The sequence below is a fragment of the Curtobacterium sp. USHLN213 genome (genome assembly GCF_037144815.1).
In the GTDB taxonomy this organism is placed as follows: Bacteria; Actinomycetota; Actinomycetes; order Actinomycetales; family Microbacteriaceae; genus Curtobacterium.
The window spans coordinates 91,727-109,461 of record NZ_JBBCYQ010000008.1 but is presented as its reverse complement, the minus strand read 5'-3'; the positions used below and the strand labels follow the sequence as shown (position 1 = coordinate 109,461).

General features: G+C 71.0%; 18 protein-coding genes. 2 read left to right on the top strand and 16 right to left on the bottom strand.

Features of this window, described 5'->3' with window-relative positions; all coding sequences use genetic code 11:
• The 5 genes from priA to WFH25_RS12355 form a co-directional block, all read right to left on the bottom strand.
• Positions 1 to 747 (bottom strand): bifunctional 1-(5-phosphoribosyl)-5-((5-phosphoribosylamino)methylideneamino)imidazole-4-carboxamide isomerase/phosphoribosylanthranilate isomerase PriA, encoded by a 747-nt coding sequence (priA, locus tag WFH25_RS12375; RefSeq protein ID WP_071301666.1) that lies wholly within the window; start codon positions 745 to 747, stop codon positions 1 to 3.
• Positions 748 to 810: 63 nt separating this feature from the next.
• Complete coding sequence (gene hisH, locus WFH25_RS12370) at positions 811 to 1,452, bottom strand: imidazole glycerol phosphate synthase subunit HisH (RefSeq protein WP_070416498.1); 642 nt, start codon at positions 1,450 to 1,452, stop codon at positions 811 to 813.
• The gene (hisB, locus tag WFH25_RS12365; RefSeq protein ID WP_336697882.1) at positions 1,449 to 2,051 is read right to left on the bottom strand and encodes an imidazoleglycerol-phosphate dehydratase HisB; all 603 of its coding nucleotides are present in this window, start codon (positions 2,049 to 2,051) and stop codon (positions 1,449 to 1,451) included. Before hisB ends, hisH begins: the two co-directional genes overlap by 4 nt.
• On the bottom strand, positions 2,048 to 3,172 hold the full coding sequence (locus WFH25_RS12360) for a histidinol-phosphate transaminase (protein WP_336697880.1): 1,125 nt from the start codon (positions 3,170 to 3,172) through the stop codon (positions 2,048 to 2,050). The genes hisB and WFH25_RS12360 overlap by 4 nt, the downstream gene beginning before the upstream one ends.
• A gap of 52 nt (positions 3,173 to 3,224) precedes the next feature.
• A complete protein-coding gene (locus tag WFH25_RS12355) occupies positions 3,225 to 3,590 on the bottom strand; it encodes a LysM peptidoglycan-binding domain-containing protein (RefSeq protein ID WP_336697878.1) in 366 nt (121 codons plus the stop codon).
• A gap of 237 nt (positions 3,591 to 3,827) precedes the next feature.
• Between WFH25_RS12355 and lexA the strand changes: the two genes are divergently transcribed.
• Positions 3,828 to 4,472 (top strand): transcriptional repressor LexA, encoded by a 645-nt coding sequence (gene lexA / locus WFH25_RS12350; protein ID WP_070416502.1) that lies wholly within the window; start codon positions 3,828 to 3,830, stop codon positions 4,470 to 4,472.
• A gap of 229 nt (positions 4,473 to 4,701) precedes the next feature.
• Here lexA and hflX read toward each other — a convergent pair whose 3' ends face one another.
• On the bottom strand, positions 4,702 to 6,240 hold the full coding sequence (gene hflX / locus WFH25_RS12345) for a GTPase HflX (protein ID WP_070419127.1): 1,539 nt from the start codon (positions 6,238 to 6,240) through the stop codon (positions 4,702 to 4,704).
• 61 nt (positions 6,241 to 6,301) lie between these two features.
• Between hflX and WFH25_RS12340 the strand changes: the two genes are divergently transcribed.
• Positions 6,302 to 6,916, top strand: a complete 615-nt coding sequence (locus tag WFH25_RS12340; RefSeq protein ID WP_071301669.1) for a class I SAM-dependent methyltransferase — start codon at positions 6,302 to 6,304, stop codon at positions 6,914 to 6,916.
• A gap of 276 nt (positions 6,917 to 7,192) precedes the next feature.
• On the opposite strand, the gene dapF is transcribed toward WFH25_RS12340, so the two are convergent.
• The 10 genes from dapF to WFH25_RS12290 all read right to left on the bottom strand — a co-directional run bounded on the left by dapF (position 7,193) and on the right by WFH25_RS12290 (position 17,667).
• Complete coding sequence (gene dapF, locus WFH25_RS12335) at positions 7,193 to 8,083, bottom strand: diaminopimelate epimerase (RefSeq protein WP_336697874.1); 891 nt, start codon at positions 8,081 to 8,083, stop codon at positions 7,193 to 7,195.
• Positions 8,080 to 9,030, bottom strand: a complete 951-nt coding sequence (gene miaA / locus WFH25_RS12330) for a tRNA (adenosine(37)-N6)-dimethylallyltransferase MiaA (protein ID WP_336697873.1) — start codon at positions 9,028 to 9,030, stop codon at positions 8,080 to 8,082. Before miaA ends, dapF begins: the two co-directional genes overlap by 4 nt.
• Complete coding sequence (gene miaB, locus WFH25_RS12325; RefSeq protein ID WP_336697872.1) at positions 9,017 to 10,516, bottom strand: tRNA (N6-isopentenyl adenosine(37)-C2)-methylthiotransferase MiaB; 1,500 nt, start codon at positions 10,514 to 10,516, stop codon at positions 9,017 to 9,019. Before miaB ends, miaA begins: the two co-directional genes overlap by 14 nt.
• Positions 10,517 to 10,545: 29 nt before the next feature.
• Complete coding sequence (locus tag WFH25_RS12320; RefSeq protein ID WP_336697871.1) at positions 10,546 to 11,412, bottom strand: regulatory protein RecX; 867 nt, start codon at positions 11,410 to 11,412, stop codon at positions 10,546 to 10,548.
• Positions 11,409 to 12,476, bottom strand: a complete 1,068-nt coding sequence (gene recA / locus WFH25_RS12315) for a recombinase RecA (RefSeq protein WP_070416506.1) — start codon at positions 12,474 to 12,476, stop codon at positions 11,409 to 11,411. The genes WFH25_RS12320 and recA overlap by 4 nt, the downstream gene beginning before the upstream one ends.
• 262 nt (positions 12,477 to 12,738) lie before the next feature.
• Positions 12,739 to 12,963 carry a DUF3046 domain-containing protein gene (locus WFH25_RS12310; protein WP_022907383.1) on the bottom strand — a complete coding sequence of 75 codons (225 nt, stop codon included), beginning with the start codon at positions 12,961 to 12,963 and terminating at the stop codon, positions 12,739 to 12,741.
• Positions 12,964 to 13,063: 100 nt separating this feature from the next.
• A complete protein-coding gene (locus WFH25_RS12305) occupies positions 13,064 to 13,372 on the bottom strand; it encodes a helix-turn-helix domain-containing protein (protein ID WP_058742950.1) in 309 nt (102 codons plus the stop codon).
• A gap of 154 nt (positions 13,373 to 13,526) precedes the next feature.
• Positions 13,527 to 14,078, bottom strand: a complete 552-nt coding sequence (locus tag WFH25_RS12300) for a CinA family protein (protein ID WP_336697870.1) — start codon at positions 14,076 to 14,078, stop codon at positions 13,527 to 13,529.
• Positions 14,075 to 14,728, bottom strand: a complete 654-nt coding sequence (gene pgsA / locus WFH25_RS12295; protein ID WP_083294987.1) for a CDP-diacylglycerol--glycerol-3-phosphate 3-phosphatidyltransferase — start codon at positions 14,726 to 14,728, stop codon at positions 14,075 to 14,077. Before pgsA ends, WFH25_RS12300 begins: the two co-directional genes overlap by 4 nt.
• Positions 14,725 to 17,667 (bottom strand): FtsK/SpoIIIE family DNA translocase, encoded by a 2,943-nt coding sequence (locus WFH25_RS12290; protein WP_336697869.1) that lies wholly within the window; start codon positions 17,665 to 17,667, stop codon positions 14,725 to 14,727. Before WFH25_RS12290 ends, pgsA begins: the two co-directional genes overlap by 4 nt.
• Between the last annotated feature and the right edge of the window lie 68 nt (positions 17,668 to 17,735).

The following is a 17,735-nucleotide window of genomic DNA, read 5'->3' as shown; positions in this document are numbered from 1 at the left end:
CTACTCCGAGGCGATGTCGAGCGCGGCCGGGAGCGTGAACGCCCCCGAGTAGAGCGCCTTGCCGATGATCGCGCCCTCGAGTCCGTGCGGCACGAGCGCACGCAGTGCACGGAGGTCGTCGAGCGTCGAGATCCCGCCGGAGGCCACGACGGGCTGGTCGGTGCGGTCGCAGACCTCGCGGAGGAGGTCGACGTTCGGCCCCTGCAGCGTGCCGTCCTTCGTCACGTCGGTCACGACGTAGCGGGCGCAGCCGGCTTCCTCGAGGCGGTCGAGGACCTCCCACAGGTCGCCGGCGTCCTCCGTCCAACCCCGACTCGCGAGCGTCGTGCCGCGCACGTCGAGCCCGACGGCGATCTGCTCGCCGTACGTCCGGATCACGCGGGCCGCCCACTCCGGGTCCTCGAGCGCGGCGGTGCCGAGGTTCACGCGTGCGGCACCGGTCGCGAGGGCCGCCTCGAGCGAGGCGTCGTCGCGGATGCCGCCCGAGAGCTCGACGGCGACGCCCTCGACCTCGCGGATGGCGTGCGCGATGACCTTCCGGTTGTCGCCGCGGCCGAACGCCGCGTCGAGGTCGACGAGGTGGATCCACTCGGCACCCTGGTCACGCCACGTCCGGGCTGCCGACACCGGGTCGCCGTAGGAGGTCTCGCTGCCGGCCTCGCCCTGGGTGAGGCGCACCGCCTGGCCGTCGACGACGTCCACGGCGGGCAGCAGGACGAGGGGCGGGGTGGTGGAGAGCTCGGTCATGGTCCTGTCTTCGTTGCGGGGGTCGTCGGGCGCGTCGTCGTTCGCGACGTGTCGCCGCGGGTCTCAGAGCGACTGCACCCAGTTGCGGAGCAGTCGGATGCCCGGCTCGCCGGACTTCTCGGGGTGGAACTGGGTGGCGGTGAGCGGACCGTTCTCGACCGCGGCGACGAACCGCTGCCCGTGCTCGGCCCAGGTCAGGCGCGGTGCGCGGAACGGCCCGTACGCCTCGAGCGGGAAGTCGGTCACGCCGTACGAGTGCACGAAGTAGAAGCGCTCGTCGTGGAGACCCTCGAACAACACCGAGTCCGCAGGAGCGTCGACCGTGTTCCACCCCATGTGGGGCAGGACGTCGGCCTGGATCTGCTCGACCGTGCCCGGCCACTGACCGAGGCCCTCGACGTCGGCACCGCGCTCGATGCCGCGCGAGAAGAGCACCTGCATGCCGACGCAGATCCCGAGGACCGGACGGCCGCCGGCGAGACGGTGGTCGACGATCTCGCCGCCCCGGACGCCCTCGAGCTGCTCGACGACGGCTCCGAACGCCCCGACGCCGGGGACCAGCAGCCCGTCGGCCCGGAGCGCCGCCTGCTTGTCCGACGTCAGGGTGACGTCGGCGCCGGCGCGTTCGAGGGCCTTGGCGGCGGAGTGGACGTTGCCCGACCCGTAGTCGAGGACGACGACGTTCGGCTTCGCCCCGGCGGTCACAGCGTGCCCTTGGTGGACGGGATGCCGTCCACGCGAGGGTCGAGTTCGACCGCCGTGCGCATCGCCCGGGCGAACGCCTTGAACTCGGCTTCGGCGATGTGGTGCGGGTCGCGGCCCTCGAGCACGCGGACGTGCACCGTGATGCCGGCGTTGAAGGTGATCGCCTCGAACACGTGGCGGACCATCGAGCCGGTGAAGTGGCCGCCGATCCGGTGGAACTCGAAGCCCGCGGGCTCGCCGGAATGCACGAGGAACGGCCGGCCGGAGACGTCGACCACGGCCTGGGCGAGCGCTTCGTCGAGCGGCACGAGGGCGTCCCCGTACCGACCGATGCCGGCACGGTCGCCGAGGGCCTGCTTGAGCGCCTGGCCGAGGACGATGCCGGTGTCCTCGACGGTGTGGTGGACGTCGATGTGGGTGTCGCCGGTCGACCGCACGCGGAGGTCGATGAGCGAGTGCTTGCTGAACGCCGTCAGCATGTGGTCGAAGAACGGCACGCTCGTCGAGATGTCGGACGTGCCGGTGCCGTCGAGGTCGAGGTCGAGTTCGATGCTCGACTCGCTCGTGCTCCGGCTGATCGTGGCGGTGCGCGCGGTCATGCTGCAACCCTAACCGGCGGCTGATCAGCGGCGACGCGGCGCATGGCGTCGAGGAACACGGTGGTCTCCTCTTCCGTGCCGGCGCTCACCCGCAGGTGGTTCGGGATGCCGAGGTCGCGCACGATCACGTCCTGCTCGAGCAGCGCTTCGAACGCGGCGTGCGGGTCGGCGACGCCGCCGAACAGGACGAAGTTCGACCACGTCTCGTACGTGCGGTAGCCCATCGCCCGGAGTTCGTTCACCATGCGATCGCGCTGCTGCGTGATGTCGTCGACCATCGCGAGCATCGCGGGGGCGTGCCGGAGCGCCGCCACCGCTGCCGCCTGGGTCAGCGCGGAGAGGTGGTACGGCAGCCGGACGAGTCGGATCGCGTCGATGACGGCCGGGTGGGCGGCCATGTAGCCCACGCGGGCACCGGCGAACGCGAACGCCTTGCTCATCGTGCGGGACACGATGAGACGCTCCCGCCCGGGCAACAGGGTGAGTGCGCTCGGGGCGTCGGCAGGCATGAACTCGGCGTAGGCCTCGTCGACCATCACGATGCCGTCGGTCGCGGCGTAGGCGGCCTCGATCGTCTCGATCGGGAGCGGCGTACCCGTGGGGTTGTTCGGCCCGCAGAGGAACACGATGTCCGGCTGGTGCTCACGGATGGCGGCCACCACCGTCTCGGGCGCGATGCGGAACTCGTCGTCGCGCTGCGCCGGGATCCAGGTCGTGCCGGTGCCCGACGCGAGGATCGAGTGCATCGAGTAGGTCGGAGGGAACCCGAGCACGGTGCGGCCCGGCCCACCGAAGGCCTGGAGCAGCTGCTGGAGCACCTCGTTCGAGCCGTTGGCCGCCCAGATCTGCTCCGGACCGAGCGCCTGCCCCGGCGCGAGGTCGCGCTGGAGGTAGTCCGCGAGGGACTGCCGCAGCTCGGTGAACTCACGGTCGGGGTAGCGGTTCACGGTCGTCAGCGCCTGGCGGATCGACGACACGATGTCCTCGGCGACGTCGGCCGGCACCGGATGCGTGTTCTCGTTGACGTTGAGCTGCACGCGCACGTGCTTCTGCGGGGCGCCGTACGGGCTCTGCCCGCGCAGGTCGTCTCGGATCGGGAGGTCTTCGAGCGTGAATGCCACCGATCCATCGTAGGCCGCCCGAACGGTCTGGTTACCGGCCGTCCGGACGGTGCTAGTGCGCGGCGGTGTACTGCGCCGGGATCGAGATCTCCTGCCCGGCCTGCAGCCCGGAGCCGTCGAGCGCGTTCAGGCTAACGACGTCCTGCACGAAGTCGCGCGGGTCGGCGTTCGGGGCGGTCTCTTCCGCCAGCTGCCAGAGCGTCTCGCCTGGCTGGATGGTCACGGTCTCGAAGTGGGCGTGCGACTCGGTGTTGCCGGCCGATGCCTGTCCGCCGTTCAGCATGGCGAGTGCCACACCGATCAGCAGCGGGATCGCGGCGAGCGTCGTCAGGACGACCCGGCCGCGACGCGTGAGGCGCAGGCGCGTACGCACGGCGGGCGCGGTGCGCTGGATGTCAGCGATGGCGATGGTGCTCATGTCGTTCTTGCCTTCCCGTTCGGGTGAACCGAAGTCCTGTACCGAACATAGTTTCGAATGACGAGCCGCACAAGTCCTGCGCGGAGATTTCTGGGGGGTTTTCTGCCGACACGCTCGAACAGGTGTTTGTCCGGCGATGACCGGTCGGATACTGTTTCGATCGACTGGGACAAGTCAAGCGGGCACCACCGACATTCCCGCGGGCACGGCCCCGGCACCGACGAAGGGCGAGACGACGTGGCGGACGAACTGCGGGGCCAGAAGCCGCTGACCGCGAAGCAGCAGGCGATCCTCGACGCGATCCGTGCGTCGATCGCCAGCCGGGGCTACCCGCCGAGCATGCGCGAGATCGGTGACGCCGCGGGCTTGTCCTCGCTGTCGAGCGTCTCGCACCAGCTCGGCCAGCTCGAGCTCGGCGGGTGGATCCGCCGCGACCCGAACCGCCCCCGCGCGCTCGAGGTCCTCGTCGACGAGCCGACCCCCGACGTCGAGGGCCCGGACGTCGACGCGACGACGCTCGTCCCGCTCGTCGGTCGGATCGCCGCCGGTGTGCCGATCACGGCCGAGCAGCACGTCGACGAGATCGTGCCGCTCCCCCGGCAGCTCGTCGGCACGGGTGACCTCTTCATGCTCAAGGTCGTGGGCGAGTCGATGATCGACGCCGCGATCTGCGACGGCGACTGGGTGGTCGTCCGGTCGCAGCAGACGGCCGAGAACGGTGACATCGTCGCCGCCATGCTCGACGAGGAAGCGACCGTGAAGGTCTTCCGCCAGCGGGACGGCCACACGTGGCTGCTCCCCCGCAACACCGCGTTCGAGCCGATCCTCGGCGACGCCGCCACCGTGCTCGGCAAGGTCGTGGCGGTCCTCCGCTCGATCTGACGGCGCAGGCGCCGCGTGCCTCTGCGCTGAGCGCAACCAAAGCCGGTTCGAACCACACGATGACGTGGTTCGAACCGGCTTTCGTTGTGCGGCGCCGAACGGAACCGCGCAGCCGCGGTGGGTGCGGGGCGGGCGTGCGCCGCGCCTCCTGGACCGCACGCCGAGCGACCGCACCGCGCGCGACAGCACGCCGCACGACCGCACGCCGCGCGTCAGCGCAGGGCGCGCCTCAGGACGCGACGGGCGCGACCACGAACGGGTCGAGCTCCGCGACCTGCCGCTGGAACACGCGCACCCGCAGGCGCGTGCCGTCCTCGACGTAGTCGACGGTCTCGACCGCACCCGCGTCGTGCAGCGACGACACCAGGTCACCGCGGTCGTACGGGACCACCACGGTGAGCTCGACGTCGGGTTCGGGGAGACGGGCCTCGATCACGTCGAGGAGGTCCTGGATGCCCTCGCCCGTGCGCGCCGAGACGAACACCGCGTCCGGCACGAGGCCGACGAGCACGAGCCGCTGCGACTCGTCGATGAGGTCGGCCTTGTTGAAGGCGACGATCTCGGGGATCTCGCGGGCGCCGACGTCGCCGATGACCTCGCGCACGGTCGCCAGCTGGGCGGCCGGGTCGGGGTGCGAGCCGTCGACCACGTGCACGATGACGTCGGCCTCGCCGACCTCTTCGAGGGTGGAGCGGAATGCCTCGACGAGCTGGTGCGGCAGGTTGCGCACGAAGCCGACGGTGTCGACGAAGGTGAACTCGCGGCCCTTCGCGCTCTCGGTCCGGCGGACCGTGGCGTCCAGCGTCGCGAAGAGCTGGTTCTGGACGAGCACGCCGGCGCTCGTCAGCCGGTTCAGCAGCGAGGACTTGCCCGCGTTGGTGTAGCCGGCGATCGCGACGCTCGGGACGTCGTTGCGGTGTCGGTCGGCCCGCTTCGCCTCGCGCGCGGGGCGGAACCCGGCGATCTGGCGACGGAGCTTGGACATCCGGGTGTGGATGCGACGACGGTCGAGCTCGATCTTCGTCTCACCGGGACCACGCGAACCCATGCCCGCACCGCCGGACACCTGGCCACCGGCCTGGCGGGACATCGACTCACCCCACCCGCGGAGTCGCGGCAGGAGGTACTCGAGCTGGGCGAGCTCGACCTGCGCCTTGCCCTCGCGGCTCTTGGCGTGCTGGCTGAAGATGTCGAGGATCACGGCCGTCCGGTCGATCACCTTGACCTTCACCACGTCCTCGAGCGCGCGGCGCTGGGACGGGGCGAGTTCGGTGTCGGCGATGACCGTGTCGGCGCCGGTGGCCTTGACGACCATCGCGAGCTCTTCGGCCTTGCCCTTGCCGAGGTACGTGGAGGGGTCGGGGTTCGGCCGGCGCTGCAGGAGCCCGTCGAGCACCACGGCACCCGCGGTCTCGGCGAGGGCGGCGAGCTCACGCAGGGAGTTCTCGGCGTCCGAGGCGTCGCCGTGCGGGTACACGCCGATCAGGACGACCTGCTCGAGCCGGAGCTGCCGGTACTCGACCTCGGTGACGTCCTCGAGTTCGGTGGAGAGGCCGCCGACACGGCGGAGGGCAGCCCGGTCTTCGCGGTCGTACTGGTCGCCGTCGCCCGTCCAGGCGTGGTCGTCGACCGATCGGGTCTGGATCGCCTGCGCGGGGGCGAAGATCGAGGAGCTCGCGCGGGAGTCGGCGTTGCGCAGGACCCGCTCGACGACACCAGCAGCGCTGTCGTCGGTGGTCTCTGCGTCTCGGTTCGTGGTGTCCGTCATCTTCTCCACAGGGTACCGCTCGGGGCCTCGGGACACACGGGGTTGCCGGTACGGTTCATCCATGGCGAACGACCACTACTTCTCCGCGAACCCGTCGTCGGACACCCGCGAACGCCAGATCCACGTCACCCTCGCCGGTCGCCCGCTCACGCTGACCACCGCCGCGGGGGTCTTCAGCCCGGACGGGCTCGACCGTGGCACGCGAGTGCTGCTCGGCTCGGTGCCGCCGCCCGCGCACGAGGGGGCACTGCTCGACGTCGGCTGCGGCTGGGGTCCGATCGCCATCACCATGGCCCTCGACTCCCCCGCCGCCCAGGTGTGGGGCGTCGACGTGAACGAGCGGGTGCTCGGTCTCGCCCGTGCGAACGCTGCTGCTGCGGGGGCAGACAACGTCACCGTCGCACTGCCGGACGAGGTACCGGCCGACCTGCGGTTCCGGACGATCTGGTCGAACCCGCCGATCCGGGTGGGCAAGGACGAGCTGCACCAGATACTGCTGACGTGGCTGCCCCGGCTCGAGGTCGGTGGGGACGCGTGGTTGGTCGTGTCGAAGGACCTCGGGGGCGATTCGCTGCAGCGGTGGTTGCGGGAGTCGCTCGACGCTGGGTTCCACGTGTCGCGGGCGTCGACGGACAAGGGGTTCCGGGTGCTGCGGGTGCACCGCGCGGCCGAGTAGGCGCCGCCGGGCGCGTGCCGCGCGGTCCGAGTGGAACCACGATTCCGACATCGAACCAGCGCGGGCGAGCGGTTCGATGTCGGGAACGTGGTTCGACACGTCACGCGACCGGCCAGCGCGGCCAGCGGGCCTCGACCGCGCAGCGCGGCCAGCGCGCCGCAGCCGGCCAGCGCGACCGACCCGCCCGTCCGCACCACGGCAGTGGTCAGGAGGCGCGACCCACGTGACGAGCGTCGGCGCGCCGAACCGCGCCTCCTGGCCGGAAGCCCGCCCGGGTCAGACCGTCAGGTCACCCGAGAACACGAGTTCCGCCGGCCCGGACAACGCGACGTGCTCGCCGTCCTCCGCCGCGAAGATGCGCACCGTGACGACCCCACCCGGCACGCGCACGCGCCACGTGTCCGGCGCCCCGTTGCCCGCCCAGTACCGCGTCGCGAGGGCCGCGGCGACGGCCCCGGTGCCGCACGACAGGGTCTCGCCGCTGCCGCGCTCGTGGACGCGCATCGTGATCTGACCGACGCCGTCCTGCACGAGCGGGTCGCCCGGCAGCACGAACTCGACGTTCGCGCCGGCCGCGGGCACCGGATCGAGCACCGGCACGTACGTGAGGTCGACCTCGGCGAGTTCGTCCTCGGTCGCGACGGCGACCACCACGTGGGGGTTGCCGACGTCGATGCCGAGCCCGGGGCGTGCACCGTCGAGGTTCTTCGCCCGCACGAGCACGTCGTCCGCGCCACCGCCCTCGATGCCGAGCCCCCAGCGTCCGAGGTCGGCGGAGAAGCCGTTGGTCGTCCGCTGGATGTCGACGAGTCCCTTGCGGCTGCCGACCGTCAGGGTCTCGCCGGGGGTCAGGTCGACGAGCCCGGACTCCGTGAGGTAGCGCGCGAACACGCGGATGCCGTTCCCGCACATCTCGGCGACCGTGCCGTCGGCGTTGTGGTAGTCCATGAACCAGGTCGCCGCGGGGTCCTCGGCGACGAGCGCCTGCCCTTCCGGCAGCGCATCGGACCGGACTGCCCGGATGACGCCGTCGCCGCCGACACCGAACCGGCGGTCGGCGATGGCACGGATCCGCTCGGGGGTCAGGTCGACCGACGCGTCGGGGTCGGCGAACAGGACGAAGTCGTTGCCGGTCCCCTGGCCCTTGGTGAAGTGCAGCTCGGTCACGGGACGATCCTACGGGCAGCCGCTGTCAGCGCAGCCCGGTCCGCGCCGGTGACGTCGAGGAGCTCCGCGTCGGCGTACCGCCGGAACCACGACACCTGCCGGCGGGCGTACTTGCGCGTCGCGATGCCCGTCGCCTCGACCGCCTCTTCGACGGTCGCGTCCCCGCGGAGCACCTCGAGCGCCTGCGAGTACCCGATCGCCGCCCGCGCGGTCCGCCCCGACTCGAGGCCCTGCTCGCGCAGCCCCCGGACCTCGTCCACGAGACCGGCGTCGAACATGCGCGCCGCGCGCTCGTGCAGCGCGGCGACGAGCTGCGCTCGTTCGCGGTGCAGGTGCAGGATCCGAGCGGGTCGCCAGGCGCGGGGCGCGGACGGGAGGCTCGGCGTGACCACCTCGGATCGGCTCGCGATCTCGAGTGCACGGATCAACCTCCGCGGGTTGCGTGCGTCGATGGTCGCCGCGGCCGCCGGGTCCAGACCGCGGAGTCGTTCCAGCAGGATGCCCGGCCCGAGTTCCTCGTGCTCGCGCTCGAGGTGGGCGCGGAGCTCGGGGTCGGTCCCGGGGAACGCGAGGTCGAAGAGCACGGCCGAGACGTACAGCCCGCTGCCGCCGACGAGCAGGACGACGTTCCCGCGGCCGTGGATGGCCTCGACCTCCGCCCGCGCATCACGCTGGTAGGCGGCGACACTGGCCTCGTCCGTGACGTCGAGCACGTCGAGCTGGTGGTGCGGGATGCCCCGGCGCTCCTCGACGCTGAGCTTCGCGGTGCCGATGTCCATGCCGCGGTAGAGCTGCATGGCGTCGGCGTTGACGATCTCGGCGGGGCGGCCTACGGCGCGGAGGCGTTCGGCGATCGCGATCCCGAGGTCGGACTTGCCGGTGCCGGTCGCCCCGACGACCGCGATCAGGTCGCCGGCGCCGGCGCGCTCCTCGTCAGCGGCCGACACGGATGCTGGGCAGACCGAGCGACACCGGCCGCGGGCCGTCGGCGGCCCCGACGGGTGCCGGCGTCGGGACGCCACAGCTCTCCGACTGGGCACGGTCCCACGCGTCGCCCGCGCGGGTCCGGCGGATCCGCAACGGTGCGTCCCCGTCGGCGATCAGGAAGTGCGGGGCCGAGCGGGTGACCTCGACGGTGACGACGTCCCCGGGGCGCGGCACGTCCGATCCGCCCGGCACCGAGAAGTGCACGAGTCGGGAGTCCTCGGCGCGGCCCGACAGCCGGTGCGTGGCGTCGTCCTTCTTGCCCTCGCCGGTGGCGACGAGGACCTGGACCGTGCGCCCGACCTGCTTCGCGTTCTCTTCTGCCGTGATGTGCTCCTGCAGGGCGACGAGGCGCTCGTAGCGCTCCTGCACGACGTGCTTCGGCAGCTGCTCGTCCATCGTCGCCGCGGGCGTCCCCGGCCGGATCGAGTACTGGAACGTGAACGCCGAGGCGAACCGCGACTGCTCCACGACGCGCAGGGTGTCCTCGAAGTCCGCGTCGGTCTCGCCGGGGAAGCCGACGATGATGTCCGTCGAGATCGCCGCGTGCGGGATCTTCGCCCGGACGCGGTCGAGGATGCCGAGGAACTGTTCGCTCCGGTAGCTGCGGCGCATCGCCTTGAGGACGCGGTCCGACCCGGACTGGAGCGGCATGTGCAGCTGGGGCATCACGTTCGGCGTCTCGGCCATCGCGTCGATGACGTCGTCCGTGAAGGCGGCGGGGTGCGGGCTGGTGAACCGGACCCGCTCGAGGCCCTCGATCTGACCGGCGGCACGGAGCAGCTTGCCGAACGCCTGGCGGTCCCCGAACTCGACGCCGTACGAGTTGACGTTCTGCCCGAGCAGGGTGACCTCGATCGCGCCGTCGTCGACGAGTGCCTGGATCTCGGCGAGCACGTCACCCGGGCGGCGGTCCTTCTCCTTGCCGCGCAGCGACGGCACGATGCAGAACGTGCAGGTGTTGTTGCAGCCGACCGAGATCGACACCCAGCCACTGTGCGTCGAGTCGCGCTTGGTCGGGAGGGTCGACGGGAAGACGTCCAGCGACTCGAGGATCTCGATCTGCGCTTCGTCGTTGTGGCGGGCACGCTCGAGCAGCGTCGGCAGTGACCCCATGTTGTGCGTCCCGAAGACGACGTCCACCCACGGCGCCTTCTCGAGGATGACGTTCTTGTCCTTCTGCGCCAGGCACCCGCCGACCGCGATCTGCATGCCGGCGTGCTCGCGCTTGATGCCCGCGAGCTGCCCGAGGTTGCCGTACAGACGGTTGTCGGCGTTCTCGCGCACGGCGCACGTGTTGATGACGACCACGTCCGCCTGCTCGCCGTCGGCGGCGACGTACCCGGCGGCCTGGAGCGACCCGCTCAGTCGCTCGGAGTCGTGCACGTTCATCTGGCACCCGTAGGTGCGGACTTGGTAGGTGCGGGGGCGCGCTGCGACGGTGGCCATGGTCGTCCCAGTGTAAAACCGTCGCGACGCTACTCGAAGCGGACGGAGCCGCGAGGTCCCGCCGGCGGACGCCCACCGCCGTCGAGCGCACGCTCGACCGCGATCCGCACGATGCCGCCGTTGTAGCCCTTGCGCATCAGGAAGCCCGAGAGCCGTCGCTCCGCCGTCGCTCGGTCGAGCCCGCGGAGCTGCCCGGCACGCTTCTGCGCGAGGTCGATCGCCCGGACGAACTCGTCGTCCTCGTCGTCGGCGGCTGCCTCGAGCGCCGCGTCGATCGCGACCTGGTCGATGCCGCGGCGCCGCAGTTCGGCGACGACGCCCTGGCGCCCCAGACCCTTGCGGTCGTGGAGGCGGTCGACGAGGTCGGTCGCGAGCGCCACGTCGTCCACGAGTCCGACGCGGGTGAGCCGCTCGATCTCGTACTCGACGACGTCCGGGTCGAGTTCGTTCTTGGTCAGCATCGTGCGCAGCTCGGACTCGCTGACGCCCTTGCGACCGAGCGCGCGCATGCTGAGCCGCTCGGCGTCGGCACGCTGTTCGTCGATCGGCCGTGGGGCGTCTGCGGGGTCGAGTTCGGCACCGCCGTCGATCGCGAACACGGACGCCGTCGTGGCGTCCGCCGTCCGGTCGTCGTCGTAGCCGTCCTGCTCGGCACGGGCACTGCGGCCGCTGCCGTCCCCGACGACGGGCGAGAGCCACTCCGCCTGTGCCCGAGCGCCCTGGATCGGCAGCGGGACCGGTGCGTCGGCATCGGCTCCGCCGCCATCAGCCACGGCATCCGTGTCGTCCGCCGTCTCCGGCCCAGCCGCGGATCGGCGACGGGACCGCGCACCGCGCGCACCGAACAGGTCGGTGACCGGTGCGAGGTCCTCGTCGCCGTCGTGGTCGGTCGTCACGCGCCCTTGCGCTCCGCGATCTTCGGCGCGATCGACTCGACGGGAGCCTCGACCGCCTCGGCCGACGCACCGCCGACACCGAGCTTGGCGAGGATCTTGCCCTCGATCTCAGCAGCGATCTCGGGGTTCTGGATCAGGAACGACCGCGAGTTCTCCTTGCCCTGCCCGAGCTGGTCGCCGTCGTACGTGTACCAGGCACCGGACTTCTTGACGATGCCGTGGTCGACGCCGAAGTCGAGCAACGAGCCCTCGCGCGAGATGCCCGTGCCGTACAGGATGTCGAACTCGGCCTGCTTGAAGGGCGGGGCCATCTTGTTCTTGACGACCTTGACGCGGGTGCGGTTGCCGACCGCGTCGGTACCGCTCTTGAGCGTCTCGATGCGACGGATGTCGAGGCGGACCGACGCGTAGAACTTGAGCGCCTTACCGCCGGCGGTGGTCTCGGGGCTGCCGAAGAACACACCGATCTTCTCGCGCAGCTGGTTGATGAAGATCATCGTGGTCTGCGTCTGGTTCAGGCCACCGGCGAGCTTGCGGAGTGCCTGCGACATGAGGCGGGCCTGCAGACCGACGTGCGAGTCACCCATCTCGCCCTCGATCTCGGCGCGGGGCACGAGCGCCGCGACGGAGTCGATGACGACGAGGTCGATGGAGCCGGAACGGACGAGCATGTCGGCGATCTCGAGCGCCTGCTCACCGGTGTCCGGCTGGGAGACGAGCAGCGCGTCGATGTCGACGCCGAGCTTCTTCGCGTACTCGGGGTCGAGCGCGTGTTCCGCGTCGATGAAGGCCGCGATGCCGCCGGCGCGCTGGGCGTTGGCGATGGCGTGCAGCGTCAGGGTCGTCTTACCCGACGACTCCGGGCCGTAGATCTCGATGATGCGGCCACGCGGGAGCCCGCCGATGCCGAGCGCGACGTCGAGGGCGACCGAACCGGTCGGGATGGTGGCGACGGGGGCGCGCTCGTCCGAGCCGAGGCGCATGACCGTGCCCTTGCCGAACTGACGGTCGATCTGGGCGAGAGCGGTCTCGAGGGCCTTCTCGCGGTCCTGGGGTGAGGGCATGGTGTGCTTCCTTCGTGCTCGGTGTCGGCCGCCTGTAGGCTGTCGCGTCCACCCGGCCGGTGGTGCAGGGCCGGTGCTTCAGCGACAAGGCTTCGGGCTGTTCCCGTTGACTCGAACCTAGGGCGGGCCACCGACATCACTGCCGACGACCGCGCGATCTGTGGACGAACTCTCCGGACAGCGCCGCTGTGGAGGAAGCTACCACCGATCGAATATCCGTTCGAGCAACACGCCGAACAGAGTTTCGGACGGAGACCGCGCGTCAGTCCCGCGGTTCCGCCAGCCCCTTGCCGTGCCGCTTCTCGAGCGGGACGTCCTGCGACTCGCACAGCGCCTCCCACACGCGGCGCGCATCGATGCCCGCGTCGAGCGCCTCGGCCGCCGAGCGTCCGCCGAGTTCCTCGAGCACCACGTCACGACTGACGACGGCACCGTAGGCATCGCCGAACACCTGGTCGACGGCCCGCCAGAACTCACTCACACGCATCATCCCAGCGTAACCGCGCCGCCCCGCGGCCAGAGCACGGCCCTGGAACGCCGAACGCCCCCGCTGGCGGACCAGCGGGGGCGTTCGGGAAGCGGTGGCGTCAGCGCACCGCGAGGTCGTTGTCGAACTCGGCGACGAGGTCGTCCGGGAGTGTGTCGGGCACCGGGGTGAGCCCCTCGACCACCGCGAGACGGTCGCCGACCTCACGCATGATGGTCGAGATGGGGGTGTCCAGCGCGTCCGCGACGGACGCGAGGATCTCCGAGCTGGCTTCCTTCTGCCCACGCTCGACCTCGCTGAGGTACCCGAGAGCCACGCTGGCCTTGGACGCGACCTGACGGAGGGTCCGGCCCTTCTGCAAGCGGAAGTCCCGCAGAACGTCGCCGATTTCCTGACGAACGAGAACCATGAGAACTCCTCCTCTCTGTCGTCTCCGCGCCCGCTCGGTCCTGATGGCCGAGTTCGGGTTCAGCAACAGTAGCGTTGCCGGTTGCAGCATGCTAACCACGCCGGCTGCTCTACTGCTGGAGATTGCGTGAGATGTAACCCAGTGGAAACGGGACCTATTCCCGGGCCCGGATCGTGGACGACATCTGTGCCAGGAGTTCGGAGACGGTCGCCCAGCGGATTGCATCGCGATCGCCGTCGAGGTGCAACTCGTACGCCTGGGCACCGTCGGCGTCCGCGATGCCGACGAAGACCGTCCCCACCGGCTGGCCGTCCTGCGGGTCGGGTCCGGCGACACCGGTCGTGCTGATGCCCCAGGTCGCGGGTGCGCCGTCGACCGCGAGTGCTGCTCGCACGCCCGAGGCCATCTGCCGAGCCACCTCGGGGTCGACGGCACCGTTGGACGCGAGCAGCGCCGACGAGACGCCGAGCACGGTGTGCTTCACGGGCGTCGCGTAGGCCACGACTCCCCCGCGCACCACGGCGCTGGCACCCGGCACGCCGATGAGGGTCGCGACGACGAGTCCGCCGGTGAGCGACTCCGCCACGGCGACGGTGTCGCCCCGTTCGGTCAGGCGCGCGACGAGGTCGCGAGCGGCCGTCCGGACCTCGGGTCCGGTGTCGGGTCCTGGAGGCGCGGTGCCGGTGGCGTCGTCGACCGCCGTCACGCGGTGGTCCGGTTGTGCTTCCACGCCTGGTACAGGTAGTCGATGCCGCTCAGGATGGTCGCCAGGAAGGCCGCGGTCATCAGGATGCCGTTCACCCAGTGCGCCCAGTCCCCCACGAGGTTCCACCACGGGAAGAGCGCGGCGGTCAACGCGACGGCCTGCAGCACGGTCTTGATCTTGCCGCCCCGGCTCGCCGGGATCACCCGGTCCGAGAGCACCGCGAACCGGAAGACCGTGATGCCGATCTCGCGCACCATGATCAGCACGGTCACGTACCAGGGGAGCTCGCCGAGGATCGACAGCGCGACGAGCGCACCGCCGATGAGGACCTTGTCCGCGATCGGGTCGACGAGCTTCCCGAAGTCCGTGACGAGGTTCTGCCGTCGGGCGATGATGCCGTCGGCGCTGTCCGTGACGATGGCGACGACGAACACGACGGCCGCCCAGATGCGCAGCGGCCCGTCGGTGCCGGCGTCCGTCAGGAGCAGCACGAAGAACAGCGGCGCCATGAGGATGCGCACGACCGTGATGATGTTCGCGACGTTGCCCGTCGACGCCGGGCCGGGGCCCTTGCGCAGGAGTCGTCCGCGCCACGGGAAGCGTGCGCCGTGCGTGGTCTCCGTGCTGTCCGAGGCGGTCATCGCACTCACTCCCTGCCCGTCAGTCCCCACGCGTCCTCATCGGGCTCGTCGTCTGCTTCATCGTACCCGCGCGTCATGTCCGCCACCGGGTCGGCACCGTAGCGGTCGCCGTCGTCGGTCGGGGCCGACGCCGGCGCCGGCGCCACGGGAGCCGGACCGGCTGCGGGGGCGGCCGGGGCAGCACCCGCTGGTGGCTCCTCGCCCCGGAGCTTCGCGAGCACGGCCGGCAGCTGGTCGGTCGTCACGAGGACGTCGCGCGCCTTCGATCCCTCGGACGGGCCGACGATGTCGCGGGACTCCATGAGGTCCATCAGACGGCCGGCCTTGGCGAACCCGACACGGAGCTTGCGCTGGAGCATCGAGGTCGACCCGAACTGCGTCGACACGACCTGCTCGACCGCCGCGAGGAGCAGCTCGAGGTCGTCGCCGATGTCCGCGTCGATCTCCTTGCGCTCCACCACGGCCTGGACGTCCTGGCGGTACTCCGGACGGGCCTGGCGGGTGACGTGCTGGACGACCTCGGCGACCTCGCTCTCCTGCACCCAGGCACCCTGGACGCGGAGCGACTTCGAGGACCCCATCGGCAGGAAGAGCGCGTCGCCCTGCCCGATGAGCTTGTCGGCGCCCGGCTGGTCGAGGATGACCCGGGAATCGGTGACGCTGGTCACCGCGAAGGCGATCCGCGACGGCACGTTCGCCTTGATGAGCCCGGTGATGACGTCGACCGACGGACGCTGCGTCGCGAGCACCAGGTGGATACCGGCGGCACGGGCGAGCTGGGTGATGCGGACGATCGACTCCTCGACGTCACGCGGCGCGACGAGCATGAGGTCGGCGAGCTCGTCGACGACGACGAGCAGGTACGGGTACGGCTTGAGCTTCCGCTCGCTGCCGGCCGGCAGGACGATCTCGTTGTTCGCGATCGCCTTGTTGAAGTCGTCGACGTGCCGGAACCCGAACGACGCGAGGTCGTCGTACCGCATGTCCATCTCCTTCACGACCCACTGCAGCGCCTCGGCCGCCTTCTTCGGGTTCGTGATGATGGGCGTGATGAGGTGCGGGACGCCGGCGTAGATCGAGAGCTCGACGCGCTTCGGGTCGACGAGGACCATGCGGACCTCGGACGGCTTCGCCCGCATGAGCAGCGACGTGATCATCGAGTTGATGAACACCGACTTGCCGGACCCGGTGGAGCCGGCGACGAGCAGGTGCGGCATCTTCGCGAGGTTGGCCACGACGAAGCCGCCCTCGACGTCCTTGCCGACGCCGATCGTCATCGGGTGCTTGGACTTGCGAGCGGCGTTCGAGCGCAGGACGTCACCGAGGGAGACGGTCTCGCGGTCGGTGTTCGGGATCTCGACGCCGATCGCGCTCTTGCCCGGGATCGGCGACAGGATGCGGACCTCGTTCGAGGCGACCGCGTACGACAGGTTCTTCGACAGGGCGGTGACGCGCTCGACCTTCACGCCGGGGCCGAGCTCGATCTCGTACCGGGTCACCGTCGGCCCACGGGAGAACCCGGTGACCTTCGCGTCCACCTTGAACTCGGTGAGGACGCTCGTGATGGCGGCGACGATGTCGTCGTTCGCCTGGCTGCGTGCGACCGACGGCGTGCCGGAGCTCAACGTAGTGGCGGCCGGCAACCGGTAGGGCGCGGCCGGGTCTTCATCGGGGCCGGCCACCGGGGGCAGGCCGTCCGTGTCGTCGGCGGCGTCGACCGCGAGGTCCTCGGCGGGGAGCGACGGCGAGACCACCGGCGACACCGAGGCGTCCGGGCGGACGACCTCGGCCGGCGCGGGGCGTTCCGGCACCGGGGTCCCGAAGTCACGCAGGGCCTGTTCGGCGATCTGCAGGTCCTGCTCGACCGAGTCGTTGAGGTTAACCGAACCGGGCTCGGCCGGCGTGTGGTCGACCAGACCGGCGGCGGCACCCGCGTTCGGGCCGGGTGCCGGCGCGGCTGCGGCGGCCGGGGGCACGGCTGACGTCGCACCGCTGATCACGGGGCTGTCGTACGCGGGGTCCTCTTCGCGACCGGACTTGTTCCGGCGCCACCACGGGATGGTCCCGCCCTCGGCGTCGGACTCGGCGGCCTTGTCGTCCTCGAAGCCGAGGTCGTCGAACAGCTGGAAGTCGGTGTCGCCCTTCGCGCCGCGCTTCTTCGTCGGCTTGGTCCGTGCGGCGGGCGCCTCGGCGACGGGCTCGTCCGTCTCCGTCGCGGGGGCCGGCGCGCCGAACAGGTACGCGTAGAGCTCGTGCAGGCGCCGACCGATCTTGTTCGGCGGCGTCTTGGTGATGATGAAGAGCGAGAGCACGAGCAGCAGCACCGCGACCGGCACCGCGACCCACTCGGTGGCGACCGCGACGAGCCAGGCGATCACGACCCAGCCGATGACACCGCCGGCGGTCGCCAGTGCGGGCATGCCGTCCGAGGCGCTCGGCTGCCCGCCGAACACGTGGCAGAGCGCCGCGATGGACACGAGCAACAGGCCGAGCCCGATCCCGATCCGGGTGTTGTCGTGCACGGACGCCGGGTGCCGGAAGAGCCACCCGGCGAAGACGACCATGATCACGGGCAACGCGAAGGCCAGTCGGCCGAAGAGCCCGCCGAACGTGTACGCGTCGAGCGCCACCGAGACGGCGTTCGACGGGTTGAGCCACTCGACCACCGCGCCGGCGACCGCCAGCACGAAGAGCAGGAACGGGAACCCGTCGCGCCGCTGGTCCTTCTCGAGCGTCTCCGTGCCGAGCAGGCGGAAGACCGCGCCGACGCCGTGCGCCATCGCGAGCCAGAACGTCACGAGGGGGTTCTGTTCGCGGAAGACCGGGGTCGGTGCGGCCTGCGGCAGCTTCTTCGTCGTGGCCTGGGTGCGCGACGAGCCACGCGTCCCGCTTCCACGGGACGACGAGGACGCGCGCGAGCGCGTGGTCGACTTGGTGCCTCCGGCCATGGGCAGAACCCTAATCCCCCCTCAGGACAAACCGAGCGCGGCCCGCCGCAGCATCCGCGACGGATGCC

What these genes read in the sequence shown, in the direction of transcription:
- hisB (WP_336697882.1), bottom strand. Translation starts at nt 2,051, where the DNA reads ATGACCGCGCGCACCGCCACGATCAGCCGGAGCACGAGCGAGTCGAGC.
- WFH25_RS12290 (WP_336697869.1), bottom strand. Translation starts at nt 17,667, where the DNA reads ATGGCCGGAGGCACCAAGTCGACCACGCGCTCGCGCGCGTCCTCGTCG.
- WFH25_RS12310 (WP_022907383.1), bottom strand. Translation starts at nt 12,963, where the DNA reads ATGCGTGTGAGTGAGTTCTGGCGGGCCGTCGACCAGGTGTTCGGCGAT.
- hflX (WP_070419127.1), bottom strand. Translation starts at nt 6,240, where the DNA reads ATGACGGACACCACGAACCGAGACGCAGAGACCACCGACGACAGCGCT.
- WFH25_RS12355 (WP_336697878.1), bottom strand. Translation starts at nt 3,590, where the DNA reads ATGAGCACCATCGCCATCGCTGACATCCAGCGCACCGCGCCCGCCGTG.
- WFH25_RS12305 (WP_058742950.1), bottom strand. Translation starts at nt 13,372, where the DNA reads ATGGTTCTCGTTCGTCAGGAAATCGGCGACGTTCTGCGGGACTTCCGC.
- priA (WP_071301666.1), bottom strand. Translation starts at nt 747, where the DNA reads ATGACCGAGCTCTCCACCACCCCGCCCCTCGTCCTGCTGCCCGCCGTG.
- recA (WP_070416506.1), bottom strand. Translation starts at nt 12,476, where the DNA reads ATGCCCTCACCCCAGGACCGCGAGAAGGCCCTCGAGACCGCTCTCGCC.
- miaB (WP_336697872.1), bottom strand. Translation starts at nt 10,516, where the DNA reads ATGGCCACCGTCGCAGCGCGCCCCCGCACCTACCAAGTCCGCACCTAC.
- WFH25_RS12340 (WP_071301669.1), top strand. Translation starts at nt 6,302, where the DNA reads ATGGCGAACGACCACTACTTCTCCGCGAACCCGTCGTCGGACACCCGC.